The organism is Pseudomonas izuensis (assembly GCF_002356535.2).
Classification (GTDB): Bacteria; Pseudomonadota; Gammaproteobacteria; order Pseudomonadales; family Pseudomonadaceae; genus Aquipseudomonas; species Aquipseudomonas izuensis.
On record NZ_AP017423.2, the window covers coordinates 2,571,483 to 2,596,087 of the forward strand.

At 58.3% G+C, this 24,605-nt stretch carries 22 protein-coding genes; 11 read left to right on the plus strand and 11 right to left on the minus strand.

Annotated elements, in window-relative coordinates; all coding sequences use genetic code 11:
• Nucleotides 1-33: 33 nt before the first annotated feature.
• Genes LAB08_RS11615 through LAB08_RS11625 form a run of 3 tightly spaced genes read right to left on the minus strand, consistent with a single transcriptional unit; the run spans nucleotide 34 to nucleotide 3,179 of the window.
• Nucleotides 34-726: an SDR family NAD(P)-dependent oxidoreductase gene (locus LAB08_RS11615; RefSeq protein ID WP_096512068.1), complete on the minus strand. Its 693-nt coding sequence runs from the start codon at nucleotides 724-726 to the stop codon at nucleotides 34-36.
• A 31-nt stretch (nucleotides 727-757) separates the two neighbouring features.
• On the minus strand, nucleotides 758-1,558 hold the full coding sequence (locus tag LAB08_RS11620; RefSeq protein ID WP_096512067.1) for a shikimate dehydrogenase family protein: 801 nt from the start codon (nucleotides 1,556-1,558) through the stop codon (nucleotides 758-760).
• 16 nt (nucleotides 1,559-1,574) lie between these two features.
• The gene (locus tag LAB08_RS11625) at nucleotides 1,575-3,179 is read right to left on the minus strand and encodes a GMC family oxidoreductase (RefSeq protein ID WP_096512066.1); all 1,605 of its coding nucleotides are present in this window, start codon (nucleotides 3,177-3,179) and stop codon (nucleotides 1,575-1,577) included.
• A 221-nt stretch (nucleotides 3,180-3,400) separates the two neighbouring features.
• Between LAB08_RS11625 and LAB08_RS11630 the strand changes: the two genes are divergently transcribed.
• The 8 genes from LAB08_RS11630 to LAB08_RS11665 all read left to right on the plus strand — a co-directional run bounded on the left by LAB08_RS11630 (nucleotide 3,401) and on the right by LAB08_RS11665 (nucleotide 13,619).
• Nucleotides 3,401-4,552: a glycerol dehydrogenase gene (locus LAB08_RS11630; RefSeq protein ID WP_096512065.1), complete on the plus strand. Its 1,152-nt coding sequence runs from the start codon at nucleotides 3,401-3,403 to the stop codon at nucleotides 4,550-4,552.
• A gap of 38 nt (nucleotides 4,553-4,590) precedes the next feature.
• Nucleotides 4,591-5,763 carry an iron-containing alcohol dehydrogenase gene (locus LAB08_RS11635; protein ID WP_096512064.1) on the plus strand — a complete coding sequence of 391 codons (1,173 nt, stop codon included), beginning with the start codon at nucleotides 4,591-4,593 and terminating at the stop codon, nucleotides 5,761-5,763.
• Nucleotides 5,764-5,919: 156 nt separating this feature from the next.
• Entirely contained in the window at nucleotides 5,920-7,197 is a 1,278-nt protein-coding gene (locus tag LAB08_RS11640) for a carbohydrate porin (RefSeq protein WP_096512063.1), read from the plus strand.
• 133 nt (nucleotides 7,198-7,330) lie between these two features.
• On the plus strand, nucleotides 7,331-8,836 hold the full coding sequence (locus tag LAB08_RS11645) for an aldehyde dehydrogenase (protein ID WP_096512062.1): 1,506 nt from the start codon (nucleotides 7,331-7,333) through the stop codon (nucleotides 8,834-8,836).
• A 91-nt stretch (nucleotides 8,837-8,927) separates the two neighbouring features.
• Nucleotides 8,928-10,169 carry a sugar ABC transporter substrate-binding protein gene (locus LAB08_RS11650; RefSeq protein WP_096512061.1) on the plus strand — a complete coding sequence of 414 codons (1,242 nt, stop codon included), beginning with the start codon at nucleotides 8,928-8,930 and terminating at the stop codon, nucleotides 10,167-10,169.
• A gap of 10 nt (nucleotides 10,170-10,179) precedes the next feature.
• Complete coding sequence (locus LAB08_RS11655) at nucleotides 10,180-11,763, plus strand: sugar ABC transporter ATP-binding protein (protein ID WP_254007522.1); 1,584 nt, start codon at nucleotides 10,180-10,182, stop codon at nucleotides 11,761-11,763.
• Nucleotides 11,756-12,811, plus strand: a complete 1,056-nt coding sequence (locus LAB08_RS11660) for an ABC transporter permease (protein ID WP_096512060.1) — start codon at nucleotides 11,756-11,758, stop codon at nucleotides 12,809-12,811. The genes LAB08_RS11655 and LAB08_RS11660 overlap by 8 nt, the downstream gene beginning before the upstream one ends.
• 127 nt (nucleotides 12,812-12,938) lie before the next feature.
• Entirely contained in the window at nucleotides 12,939-13,619 is a 681-nt protein-coding gene (locus tag LAB08_RS11665; RefSeq protein ID WP_172901613.1) for a GntR family transcriptional regulator, read from the plus strand.
• Nucleotides 13,620-13,693: 74 nt separating this feature from the next.
• Here LAB08_RS11665 and LAB08_RS11670 read toward each other — a convergent pair whose 3' ends face one another.
• Entirely contained in the window at nucleotides 13,694-14,689 is a 996-nt protein-coding gene (locus LAB08_RS11670; protein WP_096512058.1) for a zinc-binding dehydrogenase, read from the minus strand.
• A gap of 290 nt (nucleotides 14,690-14,979) precedes the next feature.
• Between LAB08_RS11670 and LAB08_RS11675 the strand changes: the two genes are divergently transcribed.
• Nucleotides 14,980-16,398, plus strand: coding sequence for a serine hydrolase domain-containing protein (locus LAB08_RS11675; RefSeq protein WP_157755722.1), 1,419 nt, complete (start codon nucleotides 14,980-14,982; stop codon nucleotides 16,396-16,398).
• Nucleotides 16,399-16,523: 125 nt separating this feature from the next.
• Here LAB08_RS11675 and LAB08_RS11680 read toward each other — a convergent pair whose 3' ends face one another.
• Nucleotides 16,524-17,384 (minus strand): type 1 glutamine amidotransferase domain-containing protein, encoded by an 861-nt coding sequence (locus LAB08_RS11680; RefSeq protein WP_096512056.1) that lies wholly within the window; start codon nucleotides 17,382-17,384, stop codon nucleotides 16,524-16,526.
• A 128-nt stretch (nucleotides 17,385-17,512) separates the two neighbouring features.
• On the opposite strand from LAB08_RS11680, the gene LAB08_RS11685 reads away from it, so the two are divergent.
• Nucleotides 17,513-18,457: a LysR family transcriptional regulator gene (locus LAB08_RS11685; protein WP_096515443.1), complete on the plus strand. Its 945-nt coding sequence runs from the start codon at nucleotides 17,513-17,515 to the stop codon at nucleotides 18,455-18,457.
• Here the strand turns inward: LAB08_RS11685 and LAB08_RS11690 are convergent.
• Nucleotides 18,442-19,542 carry an alkene reductase gene (locus LAB08_RS11690; protein ID WP_096512055.1) on the minus strand — a complete coding sequence of 367 codons (1,101 nt, stop codon included), beginning with the start codon at nucleotides 19,540-19,542 and terminating at the stop codon, nucleotides 18,442-18,444. The two genes, LAB08_RS11685 and LAB08_RS11690, sit on opposite strands and share 16 nt — an antisense overlap.
• A gap of 252 nt (nucleotides 19,543-19,794) precedes the next feature.
• On the opposite strand from LAB08_RS11690, the gene LAB08_RS11695 reads away from it, so the two are divergent.
• Nucleotides 19,795-20,697, plus strand: coding sequence for a LysR family transcriptional regulator (locus LAB08_RS11695; protein ID WP_096512054.1), 903 nt, complete (start codon nucleotides 19,795-19,797; stop codon nucleotides 20,695-20,697).
• 14 nt (nucleotides 20,698-20,711) lie between these two features.
• Here LAB08_RS11695 and LAB08_RS11700 read toward each other — a convergent pair whose 3' ends face one another.
• Genes LAB08_RS11700 through LAB08_RS11720 form a run of 5 tightly spaced genes read right to left on the minus strand, consistent with a single transcriptional unit; the run spans nucleotide 20,712 to nucleotide 24,330 of the window.
• Nucleotides 20,712-21,131, minus strand: coding sequence for an SRPBCC family protein (locus LAB08_RS11700; protein WP_096512053.1), 420 nt, complete (start codon nucleotides 21,129-21,131; stop codon nucleotides 20,712-20,714).
• A gap of 33 nt (nucleotides 21,132-21,164) precedes the next feature.
• Nucleotides 21,165-22,457 (minus strand): Nramp family divalent metal transporter, encoded by a 1,293-nt coding sequence (locus LAB08_RS11705; protein WP_096512052.1) that lies wholly within the window; start codon nucleotides 22,455-22,457, stop codon nucleotides 21,165-21,167.
• A gap of 3 nt (nucleotides 22,458-22,460) precedes the next feature.
• Nucleotides 22,461-22,835 carry a hypothetical protein gene (locus LAB08_RS11710; RefSeq protein WP_096512051.1) on the minus strand — a complete coding sequence of 125 codons (375 nt, stop codon included), beginning with the start codon at nucleotides 22,833-22,835 and terminating at the stop codon, nucleotides 22,461-22,463.
• On the minus strand, nucleotides 22,832-23,893 hold the full coding sequence (locus LAB08_RS11715) for an L-dopachrome tautomerase-related protein (protein WP_096512050.1): 1,062 nt from the start codon (nucleotides 23,891-23,893) through the stop codon (nucleotides 22,832-22,834). Before LAB08_RS11715 ends, LAB08_RS11710 begins: the two co-directional genes overlap by 4 nt.
• Entirely contained in the window at nucleotides 23,890-24,330 is a 441-nt protein-coding gene (locus LAB08_RS11720; protein WP_096512049.1) for a cupin domain-containing protein, read from the minus strand. Before LAB08_RS11720 ends, LAB08_RS11715 begins: the two co-directional genes overlap by 4 nt.
• Nucleotides 24,331-24,605 lie beyond the last annotated feature (275 nt).

A 24,605-nucleotide genomic window follows, 5' to 3' on the forward strand; every position in this document is an offset into this window, starting at 1 on the left:
TGCACGGTCAAGTGCTCAGTCGACGAGCTGATCTCAGGCGATCGAATATCCGCCGTCTACCGGCAACGTCGTACCGGTCACGTACCGTGCGTTATCCGAAACAAGGAAGGCGATCACGTTGGCCACATCTTCGGGCGCGCCCCAGACTTTCATGGGAATGCGCGCCATGATGCCCTCCGAACGCGCAGGGTCTTCAAAAGCCCGGCGTGAGAGGCTGGTCAGGATCCAGCCCGGTGCCACGGCATTGGCGCGTATGCCATCGGTGGCCCAAGCCACGGCCATGCAACGCGTCAACTCGCTGATGGCGGCCTTGCTTGACGCATAGGCCGGGGTTTTCGCCGAGCCGAAAATTCCCCACATCGAGGCGAAGTTCACTACCGCACCTCGAGCGACCTTCAAACCGGGCAGGGCGGCATTGGTGATACGCAACACGGCGCTCAGGTTGACGTCCATGACCCGATTGAAGCCATCGAGCTCCCACTCGCGGTTGTGATCGATGATGCCGGCGGCGTTGACGATCGCATCGACCCGCTCGAACTGCGCGAAGAAGCTGTTCACCGCTTCATCGTTGGTGACGTCCAATTCCTGGTAATGGATGCCTGACACCCGTTGTTCGGGTTCACCGAGGCCGACGGTGAACACCTCATAGCCATCAGCGAACAGGCGTTGCGCGGTGGCCAGGCCAATGCCCGAACCACCGCCGGTAACGATTGCGGTTTTTTTCATGGTGTTTCCTCAGAGAGTTGTCGAAGGCGCCTCAGGCGCCGCATTGGGCGAACAGAAACTCGGCCAGCAAATCAATCTGGCCGGTGATCATGTGGGCACCTTTGTGAATGACGCAGCCACGCTCGGCGGCAGCGCTGAGTAAAGGTGTGATATCCGGGTTCATCACCACTTCGCCGACCACTGTGCCGGGGCCCAGGGTGTGGACCGGCAGTGGCAGGGGATCGTCGGCCTTGAGGCCCAGCGCGGTGCCGTTGATCACCACGTTGAAACCGGTGCCGTCGGCGGGACCGGCATTGATCCGGCGGGCAGGGAACAGCTGTCGCAGCTCATTGACCAGCTCTTCGGCCTTGGCCGACGTTCGGTTGCTGATCACCAGTTCCTGAATGTCTTCAGCCAGCAGCGCGTGGGCGATGCCGGTCGCCGCGCCGCCTGCACCGAGCAGCAACACGCGTTTGTTGTGCAGGTCGTGGCCCTGTTTTTTCAGGCCTGCAACGAAGCCGTCGCCATCGAACATGCGTCCGCTGAAGCGCCCGTCAGGCAGGCGTTTGGCGACGTTGCACACGTTCAGCAGCGCAGCGGTGCCTTTGAGCTCATCACACAATTTCGCCACCTCCAGCTTGTGCGGAACGGTGACGATCACCCCCGCCAGGTTTTCAATACCTCGTAACCCTTCCCAGGCCGTGGCCAGGTTGGCGGGTGAAACTTCCCAAGGCACCAGCACGCCGTCGTAGCCGAGGCGCTCCAGTAGGGGGTTGAAAAATTCGGGTGTACGCAGGTGTTTGGCGGGGTAGGTCAGATGGACCACGACCCGGGTTTTACCGCTGATAGGCATCGCTATGTTCCTCTGGTCAGGCTTGGAAAGGGGGGGCGGCCAATGCGCTTCGTCCCAGAATCATGTCGGCGGCTTTCTCACCGATCATGATCGACGGTGCGTTGGTGTTGCCTGAGATCAGGTTGGGCATGATCGCGGCATCAACCACCCGTAGATTGAGCAGGCCATGCACGCGCAATTCGGGGTCGACGACGGCCATGTCATCGACGCCCATCTTGCAGGTACCGACGGGGTGGTAAACGGTCTTGGCCCGTTGGCCGATGTATTTCAACAGGGCTTCGTCGCTGCGCACGTTCGCCCCCGGAAATACCTCTTCGCCGGTGTAGTTGCGCATAGCCGGTTGGGCGAGCACTTCGCGCGCCAGGTTCAGGCCCTTGATCGCCACGCGACGATCTTCCGGGTGCGCGAAGTAACGCGGATCGACTAGCGGTGCTGTTTCTGTATCGGTCGAAGCCAGGCGGATTTCGCCACGGCTCATGGGGCGCAACACGCAGGTGTTGATGGTGGCGCCGGGTTTTTTGATCGCTTCCTGATCCAGGTCGAAAAACACGATCGGCACGAAATGCATCTGTGCGTTTGGCCGCGCCGAGGCGTCATCGGTATTGATGAACGCGCAGGCTTCCGTGACGTTCGAACTGACCGGTCCGCTGCCGAACATCAGGTACTGCAAGCCGTTCTTGACGGTGTTCAGCGGGTTGTCCTGACCGTAGTAACCGTATTTGCCATGGCAATAGGCAATGGTCCCGACTTCGGCGTGGTCCTGCAGATTCTGACCCACGCCCGGCAGGGCGTGGCGCACCGGGATGCCATGGCGTTCGAGTTCTTGCGCCGGGCCGATGCCCGATAGCATCAGCAGCTTGGGTGACTGAATGGCGCCGGCACTGAGGATCACTTCCTTGCTGCCCCGAACCTCGATCAATCGGCCTTTGTGGCGGTACTCGACGCCGACGGCCTGATTGCCCTCGATCAGAATGCGCTGCACGCACGCCTCGGTGACGACGGTCAAACGCCTGGATTTTTCAGCGCTGCGCAGGTAGGCCACCGCCGCGCTGCAGCGGCGATTGTTGCGCGCGGTGATCTGGTTGAAACCAACGCCGTTCTGGCGTTCACCATTGAAATCCGGGGTGTAGGGAATGCCGGCCTGTTGCGCGGCGCGCACGAAGCCGCGAGACAACTCGCAGACCTGCTTGAGGTCCGAGACACCGAGCGGGCCGCCCGTGGCGTGATAGCGGTTATCAAAGCGCTCGTTGTCTTCGGCGCGCTTAAAGTACGGCAACACTTCGCGAAAAGACCAGCCATTGCAGCCAGCGTCAGCCCAATCGTCGTAGTCCTCGTGTTGACCGCGAATATAAATGAGTGCGTTGACCGAACTGCCGCCACCGAGTACCCGGCCTTGGGGAAGGATGCGGCTACGCCCGTCCATGGCGGTTTGCGCCTGTGTTTCATGGCGCGACAGTAGGGGGCTGGACAGCAGACGGGTGAACCCCGCCGGGATATGAATCAGCGGATGACTGTCCCGTGGACCGGCCTCAAGCAGCAGGACCGAGGCCCCAGCTTCGATCAGGCGACCCGTTAATGCACAGCCCGCTGACCCGCCTCCAATAACAACATAATCGTGCATGCCTATCTCCGAACGTGTTGTTCTTTTTTTCATGCATCATATATCTTTGATCCCCCCAAGCGTCAATCCCGCTTTTTTTACGTCGGGTCCGGGGGTGAAAAAGCTGTTGGCAGTAAAAAATAAAACATGATATATCATCCATCAATCGAAGGGTCGACCTCTCGCACACGTCCTCAAAGCAATAAAAAAAGCCTCCAAGACGAGGCAAGGATGACGATGACATGACGCAAATGTTTGCTGCACCCGGCCGCTACATCCAGGGCTACAAGGAACTTGACCGCCTCTACCGGCATGTCGCCTGGTTCGGTCGGCGCTTCATGGTGATTACCACCCAGGGCCGGCTCGATAGTCTGAAACAGACCCTCGACACCAGCTTCGACAGTGAGTGCACTGAACTGCACTACGGGATTTTTTCTGGCGAGGTGACGCGTCAGGAAATCCAGCGACTCACCGCCAGCATGAATGCCCTCGAATGTGACGGGGTCATCGGCGTCGGCGGCGGCAAGGTGCTCGATGCCGCCAAAGCCGTCGCCCACCAGGCCAAAGTGCCGCTGTGCATCGTGCCGACCATTGTCTCCAACGATGCGCCCACCAGTTCGCTCTCGGTGCTGTACACCGAGGCGGGCGCGTTTGATGACGTCCTGTTCTATGAGCGCAGCCCGGACGTGGTGGTCGTTGACACGTGGATCATCGCCCAGGCGCCGGTGCGGCTATTGGTGGCCGGTATGGGCGATGCACTGTCCACCTACTTTGAGGCCCGCACCTGTGTCGAGGCGTACCGCGACAATTTTCTCGGCAATGCCGGCACCGGGATGAAGGAGGGCACAAGTGGTAGCCAATCAACGTTGACGTCCATGGCCATCGCCGAGCTGTGTTATCGGGTGCTGCTCGAGGATGGCCTGCAAGCCATGCGCGCGGCTCAACGGCAGTGCGTCACCAAAGCCTTCAATCGTGTGGTGGAGGCCAATGCCCTGATGAGCGGTATCGGCTTCGAGAGCAATGGTGTCGCGACGGCCCATGCGGTGTATTGCGGGTTCAGCGAACTGGGCAGTCGGGCCACGATGTTCCACGGCGAATACGTGGCGTTCGGGACGCTGGTGATGCTGGTGCTTGAAGGCAAATCCAGCCGCGAACTGGATGCGGTGCTGAAGTTTTGCCTGAGCATCGGCCTGCCGGTGACTTTTGCCGACCTCGGCCTGGCCGACATCACCTCCCACGAGCTCGACTGCGTAGCGCGCACGGCCGCCGACCCGAACCAGACCAGCAAGGTCGAGCCATTCGAAGTGACGTTCGATGAAATGAAGGCAGCGCTGATTTCGGCCAGCGATCTGGGTGAACTCTATAAGAACGGTGGCTCGCTGCTGACGGCCTGAAACTGTTTGCGGTACCCCAAAAAACTACAGGTGAACTGATGAAAGCATTTCAGGCAACTCTGCCGTTGACCCTGGATTTTGAAGTCGGCGCGATCAAGCGCATGGGTGAAAAGGTTGCGCCGTTCGGCAAAAAAGTCTTCCTGATGATTGACCCGTTTCTGCAGGGAAGTGACCTGGTGGCTCAGATCACCGCCAGTTTTGTCGAACGCGGCATTACGTTCATCGAGTGCTATGACATCGTGCCAAACCCCCGGCACACCATGATCGACCGCGCCGTCGAGCAAGTGCGCGACACTGGTTGTGATGTGGTCGTCGCGGTGGGCGGCGGCAGTGCCATCGACTCTGCCAAGGCAGTGGCTTTCGTTGCCGTTCATGGCGGCTCCTGCTGGGACTACACCGAGCGACTGGGCGAAGCGGTGACCCGGCCACAAAGTCGAGGACTGCCCTTGCTGGTGGTGCCCACCACTTCCGGAACCGGCACCGAAGCTACGCCGTTTGCGGTGATCAACAATCCGGAACTGGGTCTCAAGTGCGCCATCGTCAACCCGTTCATCTACCCGGATGTCGCGTTGATCGACCCACAGATCCTGGTGTCCAAACCAGCGAAGCTCACCGCACTGACAGCGGTCGATACCTTCTGTCATGCGCTGGAAGCGTACATCAGCATTCACTGCACACCTTGGGTGGAAATGGTGGCGCTGGAGTCGATCCGCCTGTTCGCCGCCAACGCCCTGCAGTGTGTGCAACACGGTGATGACCTTGAGGCACGCGCGCGCATGGCTTTTGCCTCGACCCTCGGCGGTATGGCAATCGCCAGTGCCGGCGTGACAGTTTCCCATGCCCTGGGTCAGCCGCTGGGCGCGATGACCGATGCGCCCCACGGCGGCACTGTCGCGGCCAGCACACCGCATGTGGTTGGCTGGACTCTGCCGGTATGCGCCGACAAGTTCGCGTGCGTGGCCGGGATACTCGACCCCTCAATGCTGGGCTTGAGCGAAAGCGAGCGTGCGCAGCGGCTGCCGGGGATTCTCAAGTCATTGTTTGCCACTCTAGGGGTCACCGACACGTTCCGCAGTTACGGTTTGCGGGTAGAGCAGATTGATGAATTTGCCCAAACCGTGTGGACCAGTTTCAACCAGGACCTGGCCTGCCATCCGAAGAAGATCAACAGCAAAGAGGAGGTCGCCGAGATCATAAGAATGTGTTGTTAACCGCCGTAGTGAAACAGGCGCTGTCAGGCTCGATAGCGCACCTGAGAACGTTCTGAAGACGTTGTATTGGCCGACCTGTCAGTGAGGTCGGTGGGGTTCTGTACGCTCGAAAAACACCAAAACCAACAATAAAAAACAGTTTCGGGAACAATAATAATGACCAGGAAATACAGGGTAGCCGCCGGGCTGCTAAGCGTTTGTGCCTGCGCGGGCGCCCAGGCAGCCGATTACTCGCCCAGCAACTTTTTGCTGGGCGACTGGAACGGCGAACGCACTCGCTTGCATGAACAGGGCGTTGATTTTCAACTGACCTACGTTAACGAACTGGCCTATAACACCCAGGGCGGCGACGAGCACAAAGGCACTTACAGCGACCAGTTGATGATCGACACCAACTTCGACTTGCAGAAGTTGGTCGGTTGGCAGGGTGCAAGCTTTCGTATGACCTTCACTAACCGTAACGGGGAGAACCTGACGGCCGAAGCCAGGACCAACACCTTGCTGGCTGCGCAGGAAATCTACGGCTACGGCAGTGTCACGCGCCTGGTGCAATTCTATTACCAGCAAGCGCTGCTGGATGATCGCCTGGTGGTAAAGCTCGGTCGTCTGCCCATGAGTGGCGATGTCTTTCCGTTTTCCTGCAAGTTTCAGAACCTGACGTTCTGCGGCACGGTGCCCGGCTACATCACGCCCAACTGGTTCACCTGGCCCGTCAGCCAGTGGGGGGCAGCGGCGGCGGCCAGGCTGACGGATGAAGTGTCCGTCAACACCGCGTTGTATCAGGTCAACCCGCGCTTTACCGAGAACTCCCAAGGCTTGAACTTTGGCAGCCCGTCCGGCACCACCGGCTACCTGGCGGTTGGGGAACTGACGTGGACACCCACCGTGAACGGCTTGCCCGGCAGTTATAGGGTGGGTATCTGGCGCAACACTGGCGATTTCAGCGATGTCTATGAAGACGTCAATGGCCGGCCGATCGGCCTGACGGGCAACGCGCCGGTTCAACACGATGAGGCCAGTGGTTACTACGCCCTGGTCGAGCAGCGGGTTTATCAGGATCCGGGTAACAGTGCCCGGGGCATCAACCTGTTCGCCAACTTCATTCAATCGGATCGCGACGTGTCCAACGTGGAGCGGGTCTGGCACGTCGGTACATTTATCAGCGGACCCTTCGCCGCACGGCCACAGGATGAGATCGGCCTGGCAATCGGTCGTCTTGAAGTGAATGGGAAATCCGCCAAGCGTGTCCGGCAGCAAAACGGCTACACCCAACCGGCCGGCGATACCGAATACCCGATGGAGTTGTACTACGGGGTCAGCGTCACGCCAGCCCTGACTCTGCGACCCAATTTGCAGTACGTGGTCAACCCCGGCGGTATGAGCGGGGACAAAAGCGTGGTGGTCTTCGGGCTGAAAACCGAGGTCAGTTTCTAGGTCATTGCAGAACAAGTGATGTGACGAAAATCCCCGGAATCCGGGCCTTTCCACGCTTGCGATTTTAATAATGCATGATATATCGTCGTTCGGCGCTTATGCCTAAAACAATTCAAACAGGAGATGCGTGCTTATGAATACCCTTGTTGATTTTGCTGCGGTCCAGCAGCGTGTCGCTGCCCTGAAACTCCCGGGGAAGGCGTTTATCAACGGTCGCTTCGTCGATGCATTGAGCGGCGAAACCTTCGCCAATGTTTCCCCGCGCAAGGGCCAGGTGCTCAATTACGTGGCGTCCTGTCAGGCCGAAGACGTCGATGTTGCCGTCAAGGCTGCCCGCCAGGCATTCGACAGTGGTGTGTGGTCGCGCCTGGCGCCGAAAGAGCGCAAGAAAGTCATGCTGCGTTTTGCAGCGTTGTTCGAGCAGAACATGACTGAACTGGCGCTGCTCGAGACATTGGACATGGGCAAACCGGTGGCCGAAAGCGCCGGTTTCGATGTGCATGCGGTGCTCGAATGCCTGCAGTGGTATGCCGAGTGCTGCGACAAGGTCTATGACGAAATCGCCCCTTCAGGGCCCGGTGCACTGGGCATGATCACCCGCGAAGCCATCGGTGTGGTGGCCGCTGTAACCCCGTGGAATTTTCCGATGCTGATGGCGATGTGGAAAGTCGCCCCGGCCCTGGCGATGGGTAACTCGGTCATTCTCAAACCCGCGGAACAGTCGCCGTTGACCGCCTTACGCATTGCCGAACTGGCGGCAGAGGCGGGCATTCCGGCGGGCGTTTTCAACGTGCTGCCAGGCTTTGGGCCAACCGCTGGCCGCGCCCTGGGTCTGCACATGGATGTCGACACTCTGGTGTTCACCGGCTCCGGTGAAGTCGGCAAATTGTTCCTGCAGTACTCAGGGCAGTCGAACATGAAACGGGTGTGGCTGGAGTGCGGCGGCAAGACGCCGAACATTATCCTCAATGACTGCCACGACCTGGAAAAGGCCGCAAACACGGCCGCGCGGTCGATGTTTTTCAATCAGGGCGAAGTCTGTGTGGCGCCTTCGCGACTGATCGTCGAGGCAGGCATTCGCGACGAGTTTGTCGCTGAAGTCCTCAAGGTTGCCCGAACCATCGCCGTTGGCGATCCGCTCGATCCGGCCACGCAATTGGGCGCGATGGTCGACCGTGCGCAGATGGATCGGGTGCTGGGTTACATCAAACAGGGCAGCGAGGAGGGCGCGCGCATCATCCTCGGTGGCGAACGCGCCAGCGGTCCTCTGGCCGACGGTTTCTACATCCCGCCGACAATCTTCGACAACGTCACCAACGACATGACCATCGCCCGGGAGGAGATCTTCGGCCCGGTGCTGTCAGTGATCACCGCCAGCGATCACCTGGACGCCGTACGCATTGCCAATGATTCGCCCTACGGCCTGGCCGCCAGCCTCTGGACCCGCGATCTGTCGCGGGCCCACGCCATGATCCGCTCGCTGCGCGCCGGCAGCGTTTGGGTCAATTGCTTCGACGGCGGCGATATCACCATGCCGTTTGGTGGTTACAAGCAATCGGGCAACGGTCGCGACCGTTCGCTGCACGCGTTGGACAAGTATTCGGAGCTCAAATCCGCCTGGATCGATCTACAGGCCTGACCGGCAGGTACGCCTGCAAGTCCGGTGTTGCGCTACGCAGCACCGGATACCCGCTCCAACGATCAAATCAGCGCACTGGAGAACAATAATTATGAAGCTGTCAGCTGTTCGTTCGATCACCGCGTTTACCCTGGCAAGCCTTATCGGCACCCACGCCTGGGCGACCGGCAAACATGAAATCTATAACTTGATGCCCAACACTGCGTTGTCGGGTGTCATCGATCCCGACATGCCCGATCGCACGTCGATCAATAAGGCCTTGCCGCTGAAGAAGAAGGGCGAGCGCCTGCGCATCGGCTGGACCGAAATTACCCTGGGCAATCCCTGGTTTGTCTCGATGATCGACGATGCGAAAACCGTGGCCAAAAAATACAACTACGACATCGAGCTGCAAGTGGCAGATAGCGATGTCGCCAAGCAGAGTGCGCAAGTCGATAACTTCATCACGCTGGGCGTCGATCTGATTGTCATCGACCCTACCGATATCCAGGGTTCGGTGTCCGATGTCGAGCGTGCTGTGAATGCCGGGATCCCGGTGATCACCGTGGGCACCGCGCCGGATGCCAGGGCGCCGGTGATTACCACCAGTACCGGTAACCCTTACGGCAGTGGTTTCGAGGCCGGCCGCTATGTGGCATCGAAAACCGATCCGGCAACCGTGATCAATGCCGCCATGGTCATTGGCGTGATGGGTAATTCCACGTCCGAAAGTCGCCTCAATGGCATGATTTCCGGCATCGTCTATGCGCGTTCGCAAGAGCGCAAGCTGGGTCTTTCCCGGGAAGACGCCATGCTCAAGGGCTTCAAGCTGTTCCAGAAAGTCAAGGCCAAGGGCAGCTTCAGCTGGCCGGAAGGTGGGTTCAATGTGCTGGCGTGGGGGCGCGGCGACTGGACCGAAGAGGGTGGGCTTGCCGCCACCGAGGACATCCTCGCGTCCCAGGGTGACAAGCTGAACCTGGTGCTGGCCGAGAACGATTTCATTGCCATCGGTGCAATCAACGCCCTGGAGAACGCCGGCAAGAAAAACAGCGTGATGGTCGCTTCGGGGGCCGGCAGTTTCCGCCTCGCACTGGACTTGATCAAGCAAGGAAAATTGCTGGTCAGCGCTACCAACAGCGGATCGGAAACCGGGGTTGCCGCCATTGAGTTGATCCACCAGATCCTCAACAAGGGACTGGATGCGAACAACCTGCCGCTGGCCTCTTATTTCCCGGTCACGCTGATCACACCGGATAACGTCGATACCTATATCGCGGCTGACAGCCTGCCACCGTCCACTGAAACCGTGCCGCCATTCCGCTCCATCGAGCAGATCAAAACCGCGATGAAGTGATGGATCGAGGATGAGCCGGATGGCAGTCGCCATGGCTGGCGACTGCCGTTCGATCGGCGGCAGTTTCAAGACGGTGAACACAATGAATGCAATGCAAGAACCAGCAGTGGAGATGCTCGATATCTCCAAGAAGTTCGGCGGCATCAGTGCCCTGGACAGCGCCCGTTTTTCTGCCCGTGCGGGGGAAATCCATGCCCTCATGGGCGAGAACGGCGCCGGTAAATCAACCTTGATGAAGATCCTGTCAGGGGCTTATGTACGCGATGCCGGTGGGGTCAGTCTCAATGGCCAGGCAGTGGATATTCGCAAACCTGGCGATGCCCTTGAACTTGGCATTTCAATCATCTATCAGGAGTTCGCACTGGCAGCGCACCTGTCGGTGGCCGAGAACATCTGCATTGATGACCTGGGAAAGAGCAAAGGCGTTGTTCCGTGGGCAGCCATGCGCCGCAAGGCTCGGGCGATTCTCGATGAGCTGGGTTTCCACGATATCGATGTGCGCCAACCGGTCGGCAGTTTGCCAGTGGCTTACCAGCAAGCGGTGGAAATCTGCAAGGCGCTCTCGCGCAACGCCAGGGTGTTGATTTTCGATGAGCCGACCGCAGTGCTGACTTCACATGAGGTGGAAAAGCTGTTCAGGATTCTCGATGAATTGCGCCGCAAAGGCGTGTGTATCGTTTACGTCTCCCACCGCATGGACGAGATCTTCCGCATCTGCGACCGCGCGACGGTACTTAAGGACGGCAAGACCGTCGGCACGTTGGCCCTGGCCGAGATCACCGAGCGCGGTTTGATCGAGATGATGATCGGCCGCGAGCTCAGCGATCTGTTCCCGGCTCGCCAGGCGAGCATTGGCCAGGTGCTGCTCAAGGTCGATCACCTGTGTGCCGGGCGCCTGGTGCGTGACGTGAGTTTTGAAGTGCATGCCGGTGAAGTCCTGGGCTTTTGTGGCCTGGTGGGCGCTGGTCGCACGGAGACCATGCGCGCGATCTTCGGAGCTGACCGGATAACTTCCGGCACGCTGTACCTTGAGGGTCGGCAGATCTACAACCGCACACCTCGGGACGCCATCGCCAATGGCATCGGTCTGTTGCCCGAAGATCGCAAGCAGCAAGGCGTTCTGCTGGAGATGTCGATACGGGTCAATGGTGCCTTGCGCCCGAACAGTCCCTACACCGGGCGCATGGGCTGGATTGCCAGTGGCCGGGAAACCCGGGGTATTGAAGCCTTGCGCAAACAGCTGGCGGTCAAGACGCGCTCGATCGAGCAACTGGTCGGCGATCTGTCGGGCGGTAATCAACAGAAGGTCGCCTTGATGAAGTGGGTCGATGCCGGATGCCGTGTGCTGATACTGGATGAACCGACCCGTGGCGTGGACGTGGGCGCGAAAACGGAAATCTACCGGGTCATCAATGACCTCGCCGAGCAAGGTGTGGCAATCATCATGGTCTCTTCGGAAATGATCGAAATCATCGGCATGTGTGATCGCGTGCTGGTCATGCGTGAAGGTGCGATCGCTGGCGAGCTGGCGGGAGAACGTATCAAGGAACAAGCAATGATTTGCCTGGCAATGGGAGTCGAACACCATGAGTAACCCAAATTCCAAGTTGGCCACGGCTGAACTGGTGCATAAAAGCCGCCGCCCTCAAGGCAGCAAATTGAGCCTGCGTGCGTTACAGCGTTTGTTCCTGGAGCACAACGCCCTGGTGATGCTGTTGGTGCTGGCCATTGTCGCCAGCGTGCTGTCGGCGGACTTTTTTACGTTCCTGAACATTGGCAATCTGTTGCGCCAGTTGACGCCTTTGCTGCTGGTCAGCGTTGGCATGCTGATTGTCATCCTGACGGCGGGTATCGACTTGTCCGTGGCCTCAGTCGCCGCGGTTGGCGGCGTTGTGGTAGCGATGACTCTCAACGTCATGCCGGTCGAGGGCAGTCTCGGATTGCTGCTGGCAGTGATTGTTGCAGTGGCCTGCGGGGTCTTGATGGGGTTGGTGACAGGCAGCTTCATTGCCTATTTCCGGATGGCGCCTTTCATTGCGACACTGGCGATGATGACGGTTGCCCGGGGCCTGGCATTCATCTTGTCGAACGGCCAGCCTCAACGCCTGGATGATCGACTGGTCAGCGCTCAGTTACTGCGTGATTTCGGCCGGCTGGCCGATGGTTTGTTGGGTGTGCCGTGGCCCGTGTGGCTGGCAGCGCTGGTCACCGTGGTATTCGCCTTGATCCTGCGATACAACGCCTATGGTCGCCTGACTATCGCCAGTGGCAGCAATGAAACGGCGGTGCGTCTGGCGGGCATCCCGGTCGAGCGCTACAAGCTCGCAGCCTATGGCATTTGTGGTGGCCTTGCGGCGCTGGCCGGCGTGGTGATCGCATCCCGTTCGGGAGTCGCCACGCCCAGCGCCGGCATGGCGCTTGAGCTCGATGCCATCGCGGCGTGCGTCATTGGCGGGGCATTGCTGTCGGGGGGCAAGGGCACGATTTTTTACACGGTGGTGGGCGTACTGGTACTGGGGCTGATCGGCAACATCATGAATCTTTTGAGTGTGCCGGCCTACCCACAGCAAATCATCAAGGGTGCAATTATTGTCGTCGCTGTGTTGTTGCAGGGTGTCGGTCGACGAGACGCACGTATTTGAGGAAACCGCCGGACGGAGTGGCAGGCACAGGTTGATGATGTATGATGCGTTATCGTCAACTCATGTCGGCAGATTCACAAGTCTGCCACTGCGGCGAACAGTAATCGACCATGGAGATCGAGTCATAGTGACCGTGCATAAGCCCATTGATAAAGGCAACCTGAGCGAACGGGTGTATTCCATTATCCGCACCGCATTAATGGACGGGCAGTATCAGCCAGGGGATCGGTTGCGCATCAGTACACTGGCTGAAGAGTTCGGTGTATCGATCACGCCGGTGCGCGAGGCGATCTTCCGTCTGGTCAGCGATCATGCGTTGGATATGAAGGCCGCGACCTCGATCTACGTCCCGGAATTGACCGTCAGTCAATTACGGGAAATCCAGCTGATTCGTCATCTGCTGGAGGGCGAGGCTGCTGGTGTGGCGGCTCAGCGCATCACCCAACCGGAACTGGAAAAGCTCGAAGCCATTCAGGATGCGTTCCAGAAAGCGGTGCCCGTCGATTACAGGCAAGCCGCCTTGCTGAACCGGGAGTTCCACTTCGGTTTGATCTCTGCCGCGCGAATGCCGGTGGTGTCCAAGACCCTTGAGAACATGTGGGTCATCATGGGACCGCTGCTCAGCCGCTTTCACGCCGAGGTGCCCAAGCGGGAACTGGCAAGTGCCAAGCACAAGCATTTCGAGGTGCTGGAAGGTTTGCGCACCCGCGATTCAGCCAAGGCCAAAGGCGCGCTGCAAGCGGACATCGCCTGGGGCGAGTTGATGATCGAATGGCTGGAGAAAAAGGAGAACCTGGCGGAGGCCTGAACGACAGCGCTGTCGTCGGCTCCCCCTGAACACATCGCCCGAGCTCCTGGTCAGGAGTCTCGGGCGATGCCGTTTCAAGGTTTGGAGTCGCCGAGGGTGGCAATCCATTTTCCACCTTCGCCGCCCTGTTTGAGCGCGTGCAGGGCCTGGGGAAGGTTGGAGAAATCGAAAGTCTGACGATGCGGCAATAACAGGCGACCGGCCAACACCTGTTCCAGCAGGCGCTCGCCCGCTTGTCGCAGCTGCTGTCGATCGCTCAAACTCGCATGGGCATGGAAACTGTTGAGAGCTACTTCGTGCAGGGAGATTGCGGTACCGAAGGCAGGTAATGGTGCGCTTTCCTGACGGTCCTGGATGCAGACCAGATGACCGTTGTATCCCAGCAAAGGGGCCAGGCTGGCAGCATGGGCGCCGCTGACGGTGTCGAACAGCGCTTGCAATCGACGCTCACCCAAGGCGGTTTGCAGTGCTTGCTGCCACTGATCGTCACGGTAGTCGAACACACCGGCCGCCCCCAGGGCCTTGAGCCGGGAATGGTGTCTGGTCGCTGCCGTTGCCCAGACACGGCAGCCGCGCTGGACGGCCAGTTGCACCAGCAACAGGCCGACTGCGCCGCCGGCACCGACCACCAGTACATCCCCCGGCGCCACGGGCACTTTATCCAGTGCCTGCCAGGCCGTCAGGCCGGGGCAGGGCAGGGCGGCGGCAACGCTTTCATCGAGAGCCTCGGGCACGTTCAAAACGGTACTGGCATCGAGCATGCAGTATTCGGCAAAACTGCCATCGCGCGTCAGCGACTGATGATACGCAACCAGAGCCCCGGCTTTCAGGGTGACACCCGCGCCTGCGGTCACGACCTCGCCCACGCCATCCACGCCCGGTACATGGCCGGTCTTCCAGGCGGCATGACCCCACTCGATGATCTTCCAGTCCACTGGATTCAACGCCACGGCGCGATTGGCCACAAGCACTTCGCCAGGACCTGGCTGGAGCAGCGGTTTACGAATCAATTTCAAGCCATCGATACCTTTATCCGAGGTCCAGGACCAGGCGGCGAAATCAGTCTGCATTCGTGAATCCTCATGGAAATCCGTTAATCACGAGTATCCCTGCCAGCGCTGAACAGCTAAATGTCAATTAGCGCAAAGGTGTTGTGAACTCAAATCAACAATCGCTGTAAGCCACGCGGGGCTTGGTCTGCGTTGGTTTTACTTTGAATCCCCGGGTGGAAGTTCGGGTGGCGGCGACTGATCGATATGGACTGAATAGTCTATTGTGGACTAAAGTGTATTTGGCTTGCCAAGGCAAGTCTCATATCCTTCAAACACACGCTAAACCCGATATGTTCTGGAGATTCACAATGGGTACAAGAACAATAAAAAAATCGTCCGTATTCCCTGCCACGTTGTTGTTTACAAGTTTGATGTGGGTGGCGACGGGCAATGCCACGCCTGTTTTTTCAAAGGCTGATCAAGTCGATGAAATCATGGGTGCGCTGATGAAGGAACAGAACATACCGGGGGCGGCCATCACGATACTTAAAGACGGCAAGCCGCTTTACGCCTCGGCCTACGGTTCAAGCAACCTGGAAACCAGAACGCCTGCAACCACCGCGACGGTATTCCAGTCCGGTTCGGTGGGGAAGATGTTTACATCGTCCGCCATCATGCTGTTGGTTCAGGACGGCAAGCTGCTGCTGGACGATCCGGTTGCGCCCTATTTTCCGGAAGCCAAAGGCATGTGGGACGGTGTGACCATTCGCCAGATCATGCTGCAGCGCTCGGGCATTCCCGACTATGAACAGTTCAACAGTATTGATATCAAACAGGATTACACCGACGAGCAACTCATTACGATGCTGTCGTCCAAAAAGCTGGACTTCACACCGGGTACTCAATATCGATACAGCAACTCGGGGTATGTGGCCCTGGGGGTGTTGATCAAGCGGGCAACCGGGCGCTTCTACGGCGATCTGCTGCGAGAAAGAATTTTCGACAAGTGCGAGATGAAAACTGCACAGGTCAATGTGCTCAAGAGCATCATCCCCAGTCGTGCCGCCGGCTACGTAGTCGATGAAGGATCACTGGCAAACCCGGGCCCGGTATCACAAAGCCTGGCCCAGACGGCCGACGGCAGCTTGCTACTGACGATCAATGACCTGTCTGCCTGGGATCAATGCCTGTCAAAAAACAAAGCCTTGACTGAACAATCCATCAACACTGAATGGCAGGTACCTTTGTTGCCAGATGGCTCACGGCCGATCACCGGCTATGGCTTTGGCTGGCAAAACAATACATTCAACGGACATAGGTTGATTGAGCATGGCGGGTCGTTTCAGGGCTTCCACGCCCATTACGCAAGATTCGATAATGGCCTTTCCATCGGCTTCCTGGCGAACCTGGAATCTGCGCGCAGCGGTTATATCGTCAAGCGTATTGCCGCAGTAATTGATCCGGAACTGGCTCCACTGGAAAAAGAAATTGACGGAACGGTGGCAACCACTCAAAAAACCAAAAAAGCGCTAATTGCATTGATGAGCGGCAATGATGACCCTCTGCTCAGTAGCAATGTGCGCAAGGCTTTTGACGAGAAACGCATCACAGAGATTGAATCGTCATTCAGTAAGCTAACGAACAATACTCAGCTGATACAGGTTGCCGAGACAAAAGAAAACGCCGTCACTCACCGCATCTACAGAGCGATGTCCAAAAAAGTGAATTACCTTGATGTTGCCCTTTCCGATGGCCGCATCATGGACTTGAAGTTCTCCTATGAATAAATGGAAGTTGCGTTAAGGTGAGTTTGAACCCTGGCGGGGGATCAAACCGCCAACCTCAAGGAAAAGCCCTGCAAGCCCGAGCTTGCAGCGGCTTGATGGTGATGGAAGGCAAACACGTGAATCAATCAGGATTTGGGCTGGCTCGGGAGTTTGAGTCGCTCAAGTATCACCCTGGCAACATCCAGCGCAGAGCCAGGGTTTTGACCGGTCACCAGTTCTCGATCGATGACCACATGCGGGCCCCATGGCGAAGTGTTGCTGCTGAATACGCCGCCGGCCAATTCCAGTGCCGTTTGCGGATAGAACTTCATGGCGCCTCCCTTCAAAAGCTGTTTGGCCAGTTCCTCTTCCTGATTGCTGATGACTGTGAATTTGTAACCGGCGTAAGCCCAGTCTGACTTCGCGGTTTTGGTGCCGGCTTCAAGTTTTTGAGTGAAGGCGCTCGGGTCGGGCAGCGTCGAGAGCAAGGCAATCGGCCCATGGCAAACGAGGGCGGTCGTCTTGCCATGTTCATGGAAGTTGTTCAGCAGTTCCCCCAGTTGCGCGCTATGGAGAAGGTCCTGCATCGGTGCGTGGCCGCCGGGTACATAGACCGCATCGAAATGCTCGTAGCCAATCTGTTTGACGCGCGACAGGCTGATGACCGGTGACTCGCCCGCAGAGGTGATCTTGAGCTTTTCCATCAGCGCCTTGTGCTCCTGCAATGCGCTTACGTCATTGTTGAAGTACATCTTGTCGTTGGAAGACGTATCCAGCGTGGGTGCCTTGCCCGTTGGCGTGGCAAAGGTCACCGAATGCCCGGCATCGAGCAGCAGCTTCACCGGTTGCATCAATTCGTTCAGGTAGAAGCCAGTCGCAAAGACTTTATTGTCCTTGAGGTCGAGGTGATCTGAATCTGACAGCACGATCAGTACATTGCTGGCCTGGGCGTTGAAGGCCAAAGTGCAAAGAGTCATTGCAAGAGCAAGTCGGGTAATGGGGCGCATGGGCTTTCCGGACAGTGGAGGGATAGGTGTTCGATCAGCAGTCGCCTGATCGTTGATGCGACTATATTCATGCCTTCATGGGCGATAAACTTGCTAAAAAGAAAAGCACTTGTTCTTTGGAGATAAAGGTGAGCCGCCGATTCGATTATCTTGCGGACGTAGAAGTCTTCATCACCGTCGTGGAGAAGGGCTCCCTGAGCGCCGGGGCGGTTGTCCTGGCGACCACCCCTTCGGTGGTCAGCCGGGCGATCTCACGCCTGGAAACACGCCTTGGCGTTCAATTGTTACGGCGCACGACTCGACGTCTGAGCCTGACCGAGGCGGGTTTGCTTTACCTCGAACAATCCCGTGCGGCGTTCTCGTTGATCGATGATGCGGAGCGGACCATCCTTGGCCAGGAGGGAGCATTGACTGGCCGGGTACGGCTCAGCGTGCCGACGACTTACGGGCACTACCGGTTGCCGGCATTGCTCTGCCGCTTCAATCGGCAGTACCCGCAAGTGCGCATCGAAATGAGCATCAGCAATCGAAATGTGGATCTGGTGGCCGAAGGGTATGACCTGGCTATTCGCCTTGGGCAATTACCCGACAGCGGCCTGATTGGACGCAAACTTGAGGATGCGGGTTTGTGCGTGGTGGCCGCGCCGGATTACTTACGGGATGCAGGTACGCCCCGTAGTGTCGACGAATTGTCTGCGCATGCCTGCCTGCCATTTGTGATGCCCAGCAGCGGGCGGATAGCGCCGTGGCTGTTCTGCGAGCAGGGGATTGACCGGGAGTGGTTCCCCGAGGCGAATATTCAAGTGTCCGACGACGTGCTGGGCACTGTGTCTTTGGCCGAGCACGGCATGGGTATTTGCCAAACCTACGACTTTATCGTTCGCGAGCGAATTCAAAGCGGACGCCTGTTGCCGCTGCTCGAACGGTCGGGTGGAAGGTCCCGACCGTTCTCTGTGATTTTCCCGCCTCATCGCCAGTTATCGGCTGCGTCCCGGGCGCTGATCGACTTCCTGACCCGCGAGGTGGCGGATCAGGCACACCCCCCCCTTATCGAGCGTCAAGCAATCGAGTAGGGCGGGTAATCGGTATAACCCCTGGCTCCGCCACCATAGCTCAGTGCGCGATCTGGTATTAGCAGCGGCCAGTCGTTGTACAGACGTTCGACCAGGTCCGGGTTCGCGATAAATGGCTCACCGAATGCTGCAATGTCGATCAATCCTTCACGCAAGAAACTCTGCGCACGCGCTTTGGTCATGCCCCCGGCGAGAACCAGAGTTCCCTGGTAGTGGCTGCGGAATTTCTTCAGGAAGTCGTCTGGAATCGGCGAACTGCCCCGTGACAGTTGATCCATGAAATGGACATAGGCCAATCCACGCCGGGAAAGCTGATTGGCGACATACAGGTAGGTTTCCTGGACATCGTCGTAAAGCCCCATGTCGAACAGTCCACCAAACGGTGACAGGCGTATGGCCGTGCGGTGCGCACCAATACGATCAATGACGCGATCGACTACCTCGAGCAAAAAGCGAGTGCGGTTTTCGAGGGTGTCGCTGCGGTACTCATCGGTGCGGTCATTGACCAAAGGATTGAGGAACTGCTCGATCAAGTAGCCGTTCGCTCCATGCAGTTCAATGCCGTCGAAGCCTGCATCAATCGCGTTGGCGGCGGCCTGGGTAAAGTCACTAATGACCTCTTTGACTTCCTGCGTACTGAGGGCGCGGGGTTTGGACACCTCCACCGGGCCGGGCTCACCACGCTCAGTCATACCCCAGGCCTGAGAATCGCGAGCAATCTGCGAAGTTGAGCTGACCGGTGCAATTCCGTTCGGCTGGATGCTGACATGGGAGACGCGCCCGACATGCCATAGCTGGGTAAAGATAACGCCGCCGGCATCATGGACGGCCTGAGTCACTTTGCGCCAGCCATTGATCTGGGGCGTAGTGTAGATGCCAGGGATGGCCAGAAACCCTTCAGCCGAGCGTGAAATCGGAGTGCCCTCGGTAACGATCAGCCCGGCACTGGCGCGTTGACTGTAATAGAGCGCGGTCAGTTCGTTGGCAATGCCATCGGGGTTGCGAGCCCGGGTCATCGGTGCCATTGCAATTCGATTGCGCAGCGTCAGCGCGCCGACCTGGCAGGGGTCAAATAATGTGCTCATGGAATCCGGTCCTCACTTGATGGGGCTCAAGAGCGTAAGCGCCCTTTAGCTCGCTGATAACCTGGCAACGATGAACATGTTCTGTGAGAAAGCTTCACAACTGCGCAGGGAAAGCGGGGGAGGAGGTCCGGTGTATCGGATTATCTCTGTGAATTTAATTCTAAAGTTAAATGAACGTTCTCCAATGCTTCCTGTGATTTTTAGCGGGGCGCTTGTGATATTTTTTCACGAGTCATTGAGAAGGGGCTGGACGTGGATAACAGAGCGGGTGAGATGTCGGTATTTGTGCGGGTTGTTGATGCGGGCAGCTTTTCCCAAGCCGCACGCCAAATGCTGATGACGCCTTCAACAGTCAGCAAACTGATTGTTCGCCTGGAGCTGCGCCTGGGCGTTCGCCTGCTGGAACGCTCCACGCGCAAGCTGTCATTGACGGATGAAGGCCGCGTTTACTATGAGCGCAGTCACGCACTGCTGGCAGAACTTGATGATGTCGAACGGGTGTTGGCGCAAGGTGCACAGAAAGCGCGTGGAACAGTGCGCATCAATGCTTCGGTGGCGTTTGGCACACTGGCGATTGAACCCAACTTGCCAGCGTTCTGGGAGGCTCATCCCAATATTCAGATCAACCTGTCCCTGTGCGACGACATCGTCGACATGTACCTGGACAGGACGGACATTGCCTTCCGGGTAGGTGTACTGAATGACTCGACGTTGCGCGCGCGAAAGATCGGGATTGCTCGACGCAAGATCGTTGCTTCGCCGAATTACCTGGAAAAATACGGGGTGCCCGAAACCCTGGAAGACCTTTGCGAACATAATTGTTTGAGCTTTAATTTCCGTCGTTCCAGTCCGGTCTGGCCCATGCATCAGAGTGGCCGTATCGTTGATCGTATCGTCCAGGGCAATCTGCAAGCCAACAATGGTGAGACGGTTCGGCGCATGGCCATTGCTGGCGTCGGAATCGCCAGGCTGGCGGACTTTCACATTGATGAAGATCTGGCCACGGGGCGTCTGGTCGAGGTACTCGCACAAAGCGGTCATGATTGCGAGGAAGTCCATGCGCTGTATCAGGGTGGACAGCATGTGCCCCAGCGTATCCGGACGTTCCTCGACTTCATGGTGCCGCGTCTGCAAGCCTTCATGGATCGCGGGTGAGCCCGCTGCCTTCGTCAGTGGCTGGATTCAATAATGGTCTTGAGGCTCTCCAGACCTTGGCGATACAAGACTTCAAAATGCTCGACGACCTGCGCTTCATCGGCCCCCTGGACCACAAAACTGCTTGACCAGGATGCCAGTGTTCCGCCCTTGCCATCGGACTGCGCTTGCATTCTGCCGACGTAATCAATGACTGGCGAAGGGCCCTCAAGCAAGGCATAGCTGTAATACTTTTCATCCTCATCAAACGCAAGCAAGCGCTCGACAATGGTCGCGCCATTGGTGGTTTGCAGATGACGCAGGCGTCCTCCGTCACTCAAGGTGCTGCTGGCAATAACATCCAGCCAGCGGGGCAACCAGTCAAAGCCGCCAAGAAGCGACCAGACTTGTTCGACGGGACGTTCGATGGCGATCCAGACGTGGACTTCACACATTTTTGCTTACCTGTTTTTGGGGGGAGAAGTTGTTCATGGGAGAACTGATGCGACCAACCATAAATTGGCAGCACTGATCAGCAGGAAAATCAACCAGGCCACGACAGCAACCGGGCGTGAAATCGCGAAGTCGCCCATCAGCGTTTTATCGCGGGTAAAACGAATCAACGGATAGACCGCAAACGGCAGTTGTATCGACAGCACCACCTGAGAAAACACCAACAGGTCGCCCACTGCGCGATCCCCCAGCCAGAGTATTGCGCCAAGCGCCGGCCCAATGGCCAGCAGGCGGGTGACGATGCGCTGCTTGCACAATGAAACCCTGAGTTTCAGGAAACCCTCGAGCACCACCTGGCCGGCGAGAGTGCCCGTCAGCGTCGCGCTTTGTCCGGATGCAAGCAGTGCCAGGGCAAAAAGTACGGCGCAAAAGGTGCCCCCCATCAGGGGGGCCAGCAGTTGGTGGGCTTGCTCGATGCCGCCAATCTCGGTATGGCCGCTGTCATGGAATACCGCTGCGGCCACTAAAAGAATGGCGACCTGTACGGCGGCGGCAATCGACAGCGCACGGATCGTGTCGATTGAACCGCGGCGCAGGGATTGCCTGACCTGCACTGCGTCATTCAGGCGGCTGGGTGATCGGGCCAGAGACGAATGCAGGTAGAGATTGTGTGGCATGACGGTGGCGCCGATGATACCCACCGCAATGAACAGCGCCCCAGGTTCAGCCAGCGTGTCCAATGAAGGGATGAAACCTTGTAGTGCAGCGTTTTTATCGAGTGTGATCAGCGCCAGCTCTATGGCAAAACACAGGACAATGATCGCTACCAGTGCCAGGACGATCTTCTGCACTCGACCATTGGCGGCGCCCTTCACGCCCAGGATGACCAGCGTACTGATGGCAGTCAGCACAATGCCGATGCTCAGCGGCAGGTTGAACAGCAGTTTGAACGCCAATGCCGCGCCCAACACTTCGGCGATGTCAGTGGCGATGATAGCCATCTCTGCCATCGTCCAGTGCGCAAGTGTGGCTTGTCGGCCATAGCGAAGACGGCAGGTCTGGGCAAGGTCCTGACCTGTGACCACGCCCAGGCGCAAAGCGAGTGTTTGCAAGAGCATGGCCGCCAGGCTCGACAACACCACCATGAACAGCAAGCGGTATCCGAATTGCGCACCGGCGGCGATCCCGGTGGCCCAGTTGCCAGGGTCCATGTAACCCACGGCGATCAATAGCCCGGGACCCATCAACAGTGAGAGGCGCCGCGGCATCGGTGATCGTTGGTTGGCCGGTTCACCGGGATGCTCCAAAAGCGACGTCTGTGCTGTCATCGATCAAAGTCTCCTGTGTCGCCGGCCGCGTTGGGGCAGGCGCGCCAGCACCAGGGTATGAATGAACAACAGAAGGCCGGTCACCGCGAGGATCGCCGCGACTGCTCCACTCATGGCTTGGGCTGACAGCAGACACACCAGCGCCGCCATTTGGGTCAGCAGGCGCTGGGCCAGGGAGCTCCGTGATGCTTTCGACACTTCGAACAGGCAGCCGGGCCAGGCGTCTGGCATGGCTCGTGAGAACTGTGTGACGGCGATGATTACCGCCGCATAGAGCCCGATCCCGATACCGGCGGTGCCATCGGTCAGCGCCAGGGCGATGGCACTGACCGTCAGCAACATGGCTATTACAGCGGACGCAACACGGCTATGGCTCATGGTGTTTCGCCCAACCCCATTGGCGCATCCACCCGCAGGCGCAATACATGAAACGGTGGCTGACTGTCGTCCTCACCCGCATTGAGCAGGGGGTGGCGGTGTAACTGGTTCGCCGTGATGTACAACCATTTGCCTTGTGCGTCGAGTTCGACACCATCCGGCCAGCCGAGCAACTGATCATCCTGGGCCAGGATGCGGTAGCCTGCCGGCGACGCCAGCCCGATGGCGTTATTCGCGATGTCGGTCACGTACACATTGCCCTCGGCATCGACATCGAAGCCGTCGCAGTGCGGCTTTTCGCACCAGAATTCCACCGCTTCACTCAACGCTGGAGCGTCAGTGACCTGGGCGAGACTTTCGGTGCTGATCCGATAGACCTTGCGCGCCGACATCGAACCGAAATACACCCATCGACCCAAGGGGTCGATCGCAATCGGGTTGAGGCCGTAGCGATACGCAATGATTTCACCTTCGGGCGTACGCAACGCCAGCGGTTTACCCGCAACGATCAGCGGCACATCACCCGGCATCAGTCCCGGGTAGCACTCCAGCGAGCGCCACGAAAGACCGGTTTGCAGGTCGACCACGACAATGGCCGGGTAGTCGCTGGCGCCACTGGGGTTCATCGTCATGTCTGCGATATAGATACGCTGGCGCCGCCAATCGATGACGAAATCCTGAGTGAAGGAACTGGGGCGCAGGACGTTCTGCGGCAACACAATCATTCGATGCAGGCGTTGCGCGCGATCATTCCAGGCGATGAGGCGGGGCTGTTGTTGCTGTGGCTTGCCCATATCGAGTATCCAGACAATCCCTTCGGGATCGGTACGGATTCCGATTACGGCGGACATGCCGCGTCCATCGTCGCCGGGTTTGCTGGCCCAGGCCTCATTGGGGTAAGCCGAGTGCTCGCCGTTCTGCGCCACCGCCCGTACCGAGATGTCGGGCGCAATAATGGCGGATACCGACACCAGCACTCGCCCGTCAGGCATCACAGTGGGGTTGCCCGGGCGCTCGACCGGGAATGTCGCGAAAATCTCCAGTGGCTGGCTGTTCATGGCTTGGCCTGCACGAACGATTCTGCGGTGCCACTCGAAGGATCGACAAAAATGATGTCGCTTGGATCACGTCGCGGGGTGTCGACTGACACCATGAACAGCGGGTGTTCTAGGATCTGCGGCATTCCGTGAACAGTGAATTTCTTGAAGAACAGCATTTCGCCTGGACCCACTTCGAACTCTTCGCGGTCACCCATGAAAAACGTTGCACGCCCTGACAGCACAATCAGGTATTCGTCACAGGTGGCGTGGTAATGCGCGGGGGTCGGGTGATAGACCCGGAAGACACGGGCACTGGCTTCATCTTCATCGGTCAGGCGCGTATCGACCAGTAGCGTTTCGGCTGTTGCGGGGAACGTCTTGACGATCTCGTCGAGATTGAACGAGGCGTGGGGTGCGGCCTCGACCAGTTTTTTCCGGGTGCTTGCATCGGTCATCTTGAAACCCTCATTCAGGCGTCTTTCGAGGGACGCTGTGATGTTGTCTGTGGTTTCAGAGTAAGCACTGGATGAGCAGCAGAGAACGCAGTGGCCGTGCACAAGATTTGAGAATTCAAATAACAATTCGACTCGCTCGCGTGCCAGTCGGGATGGCGTGCTTCTGCGAATTCAATTCCAAACAGCTACGCCCGATGATGCATTTCTGGCACGGACGGCCTGCGGCATAGTGATGAGCACTCACTATCGAGTCCAGCTGTGTCGGAGACAAAGAT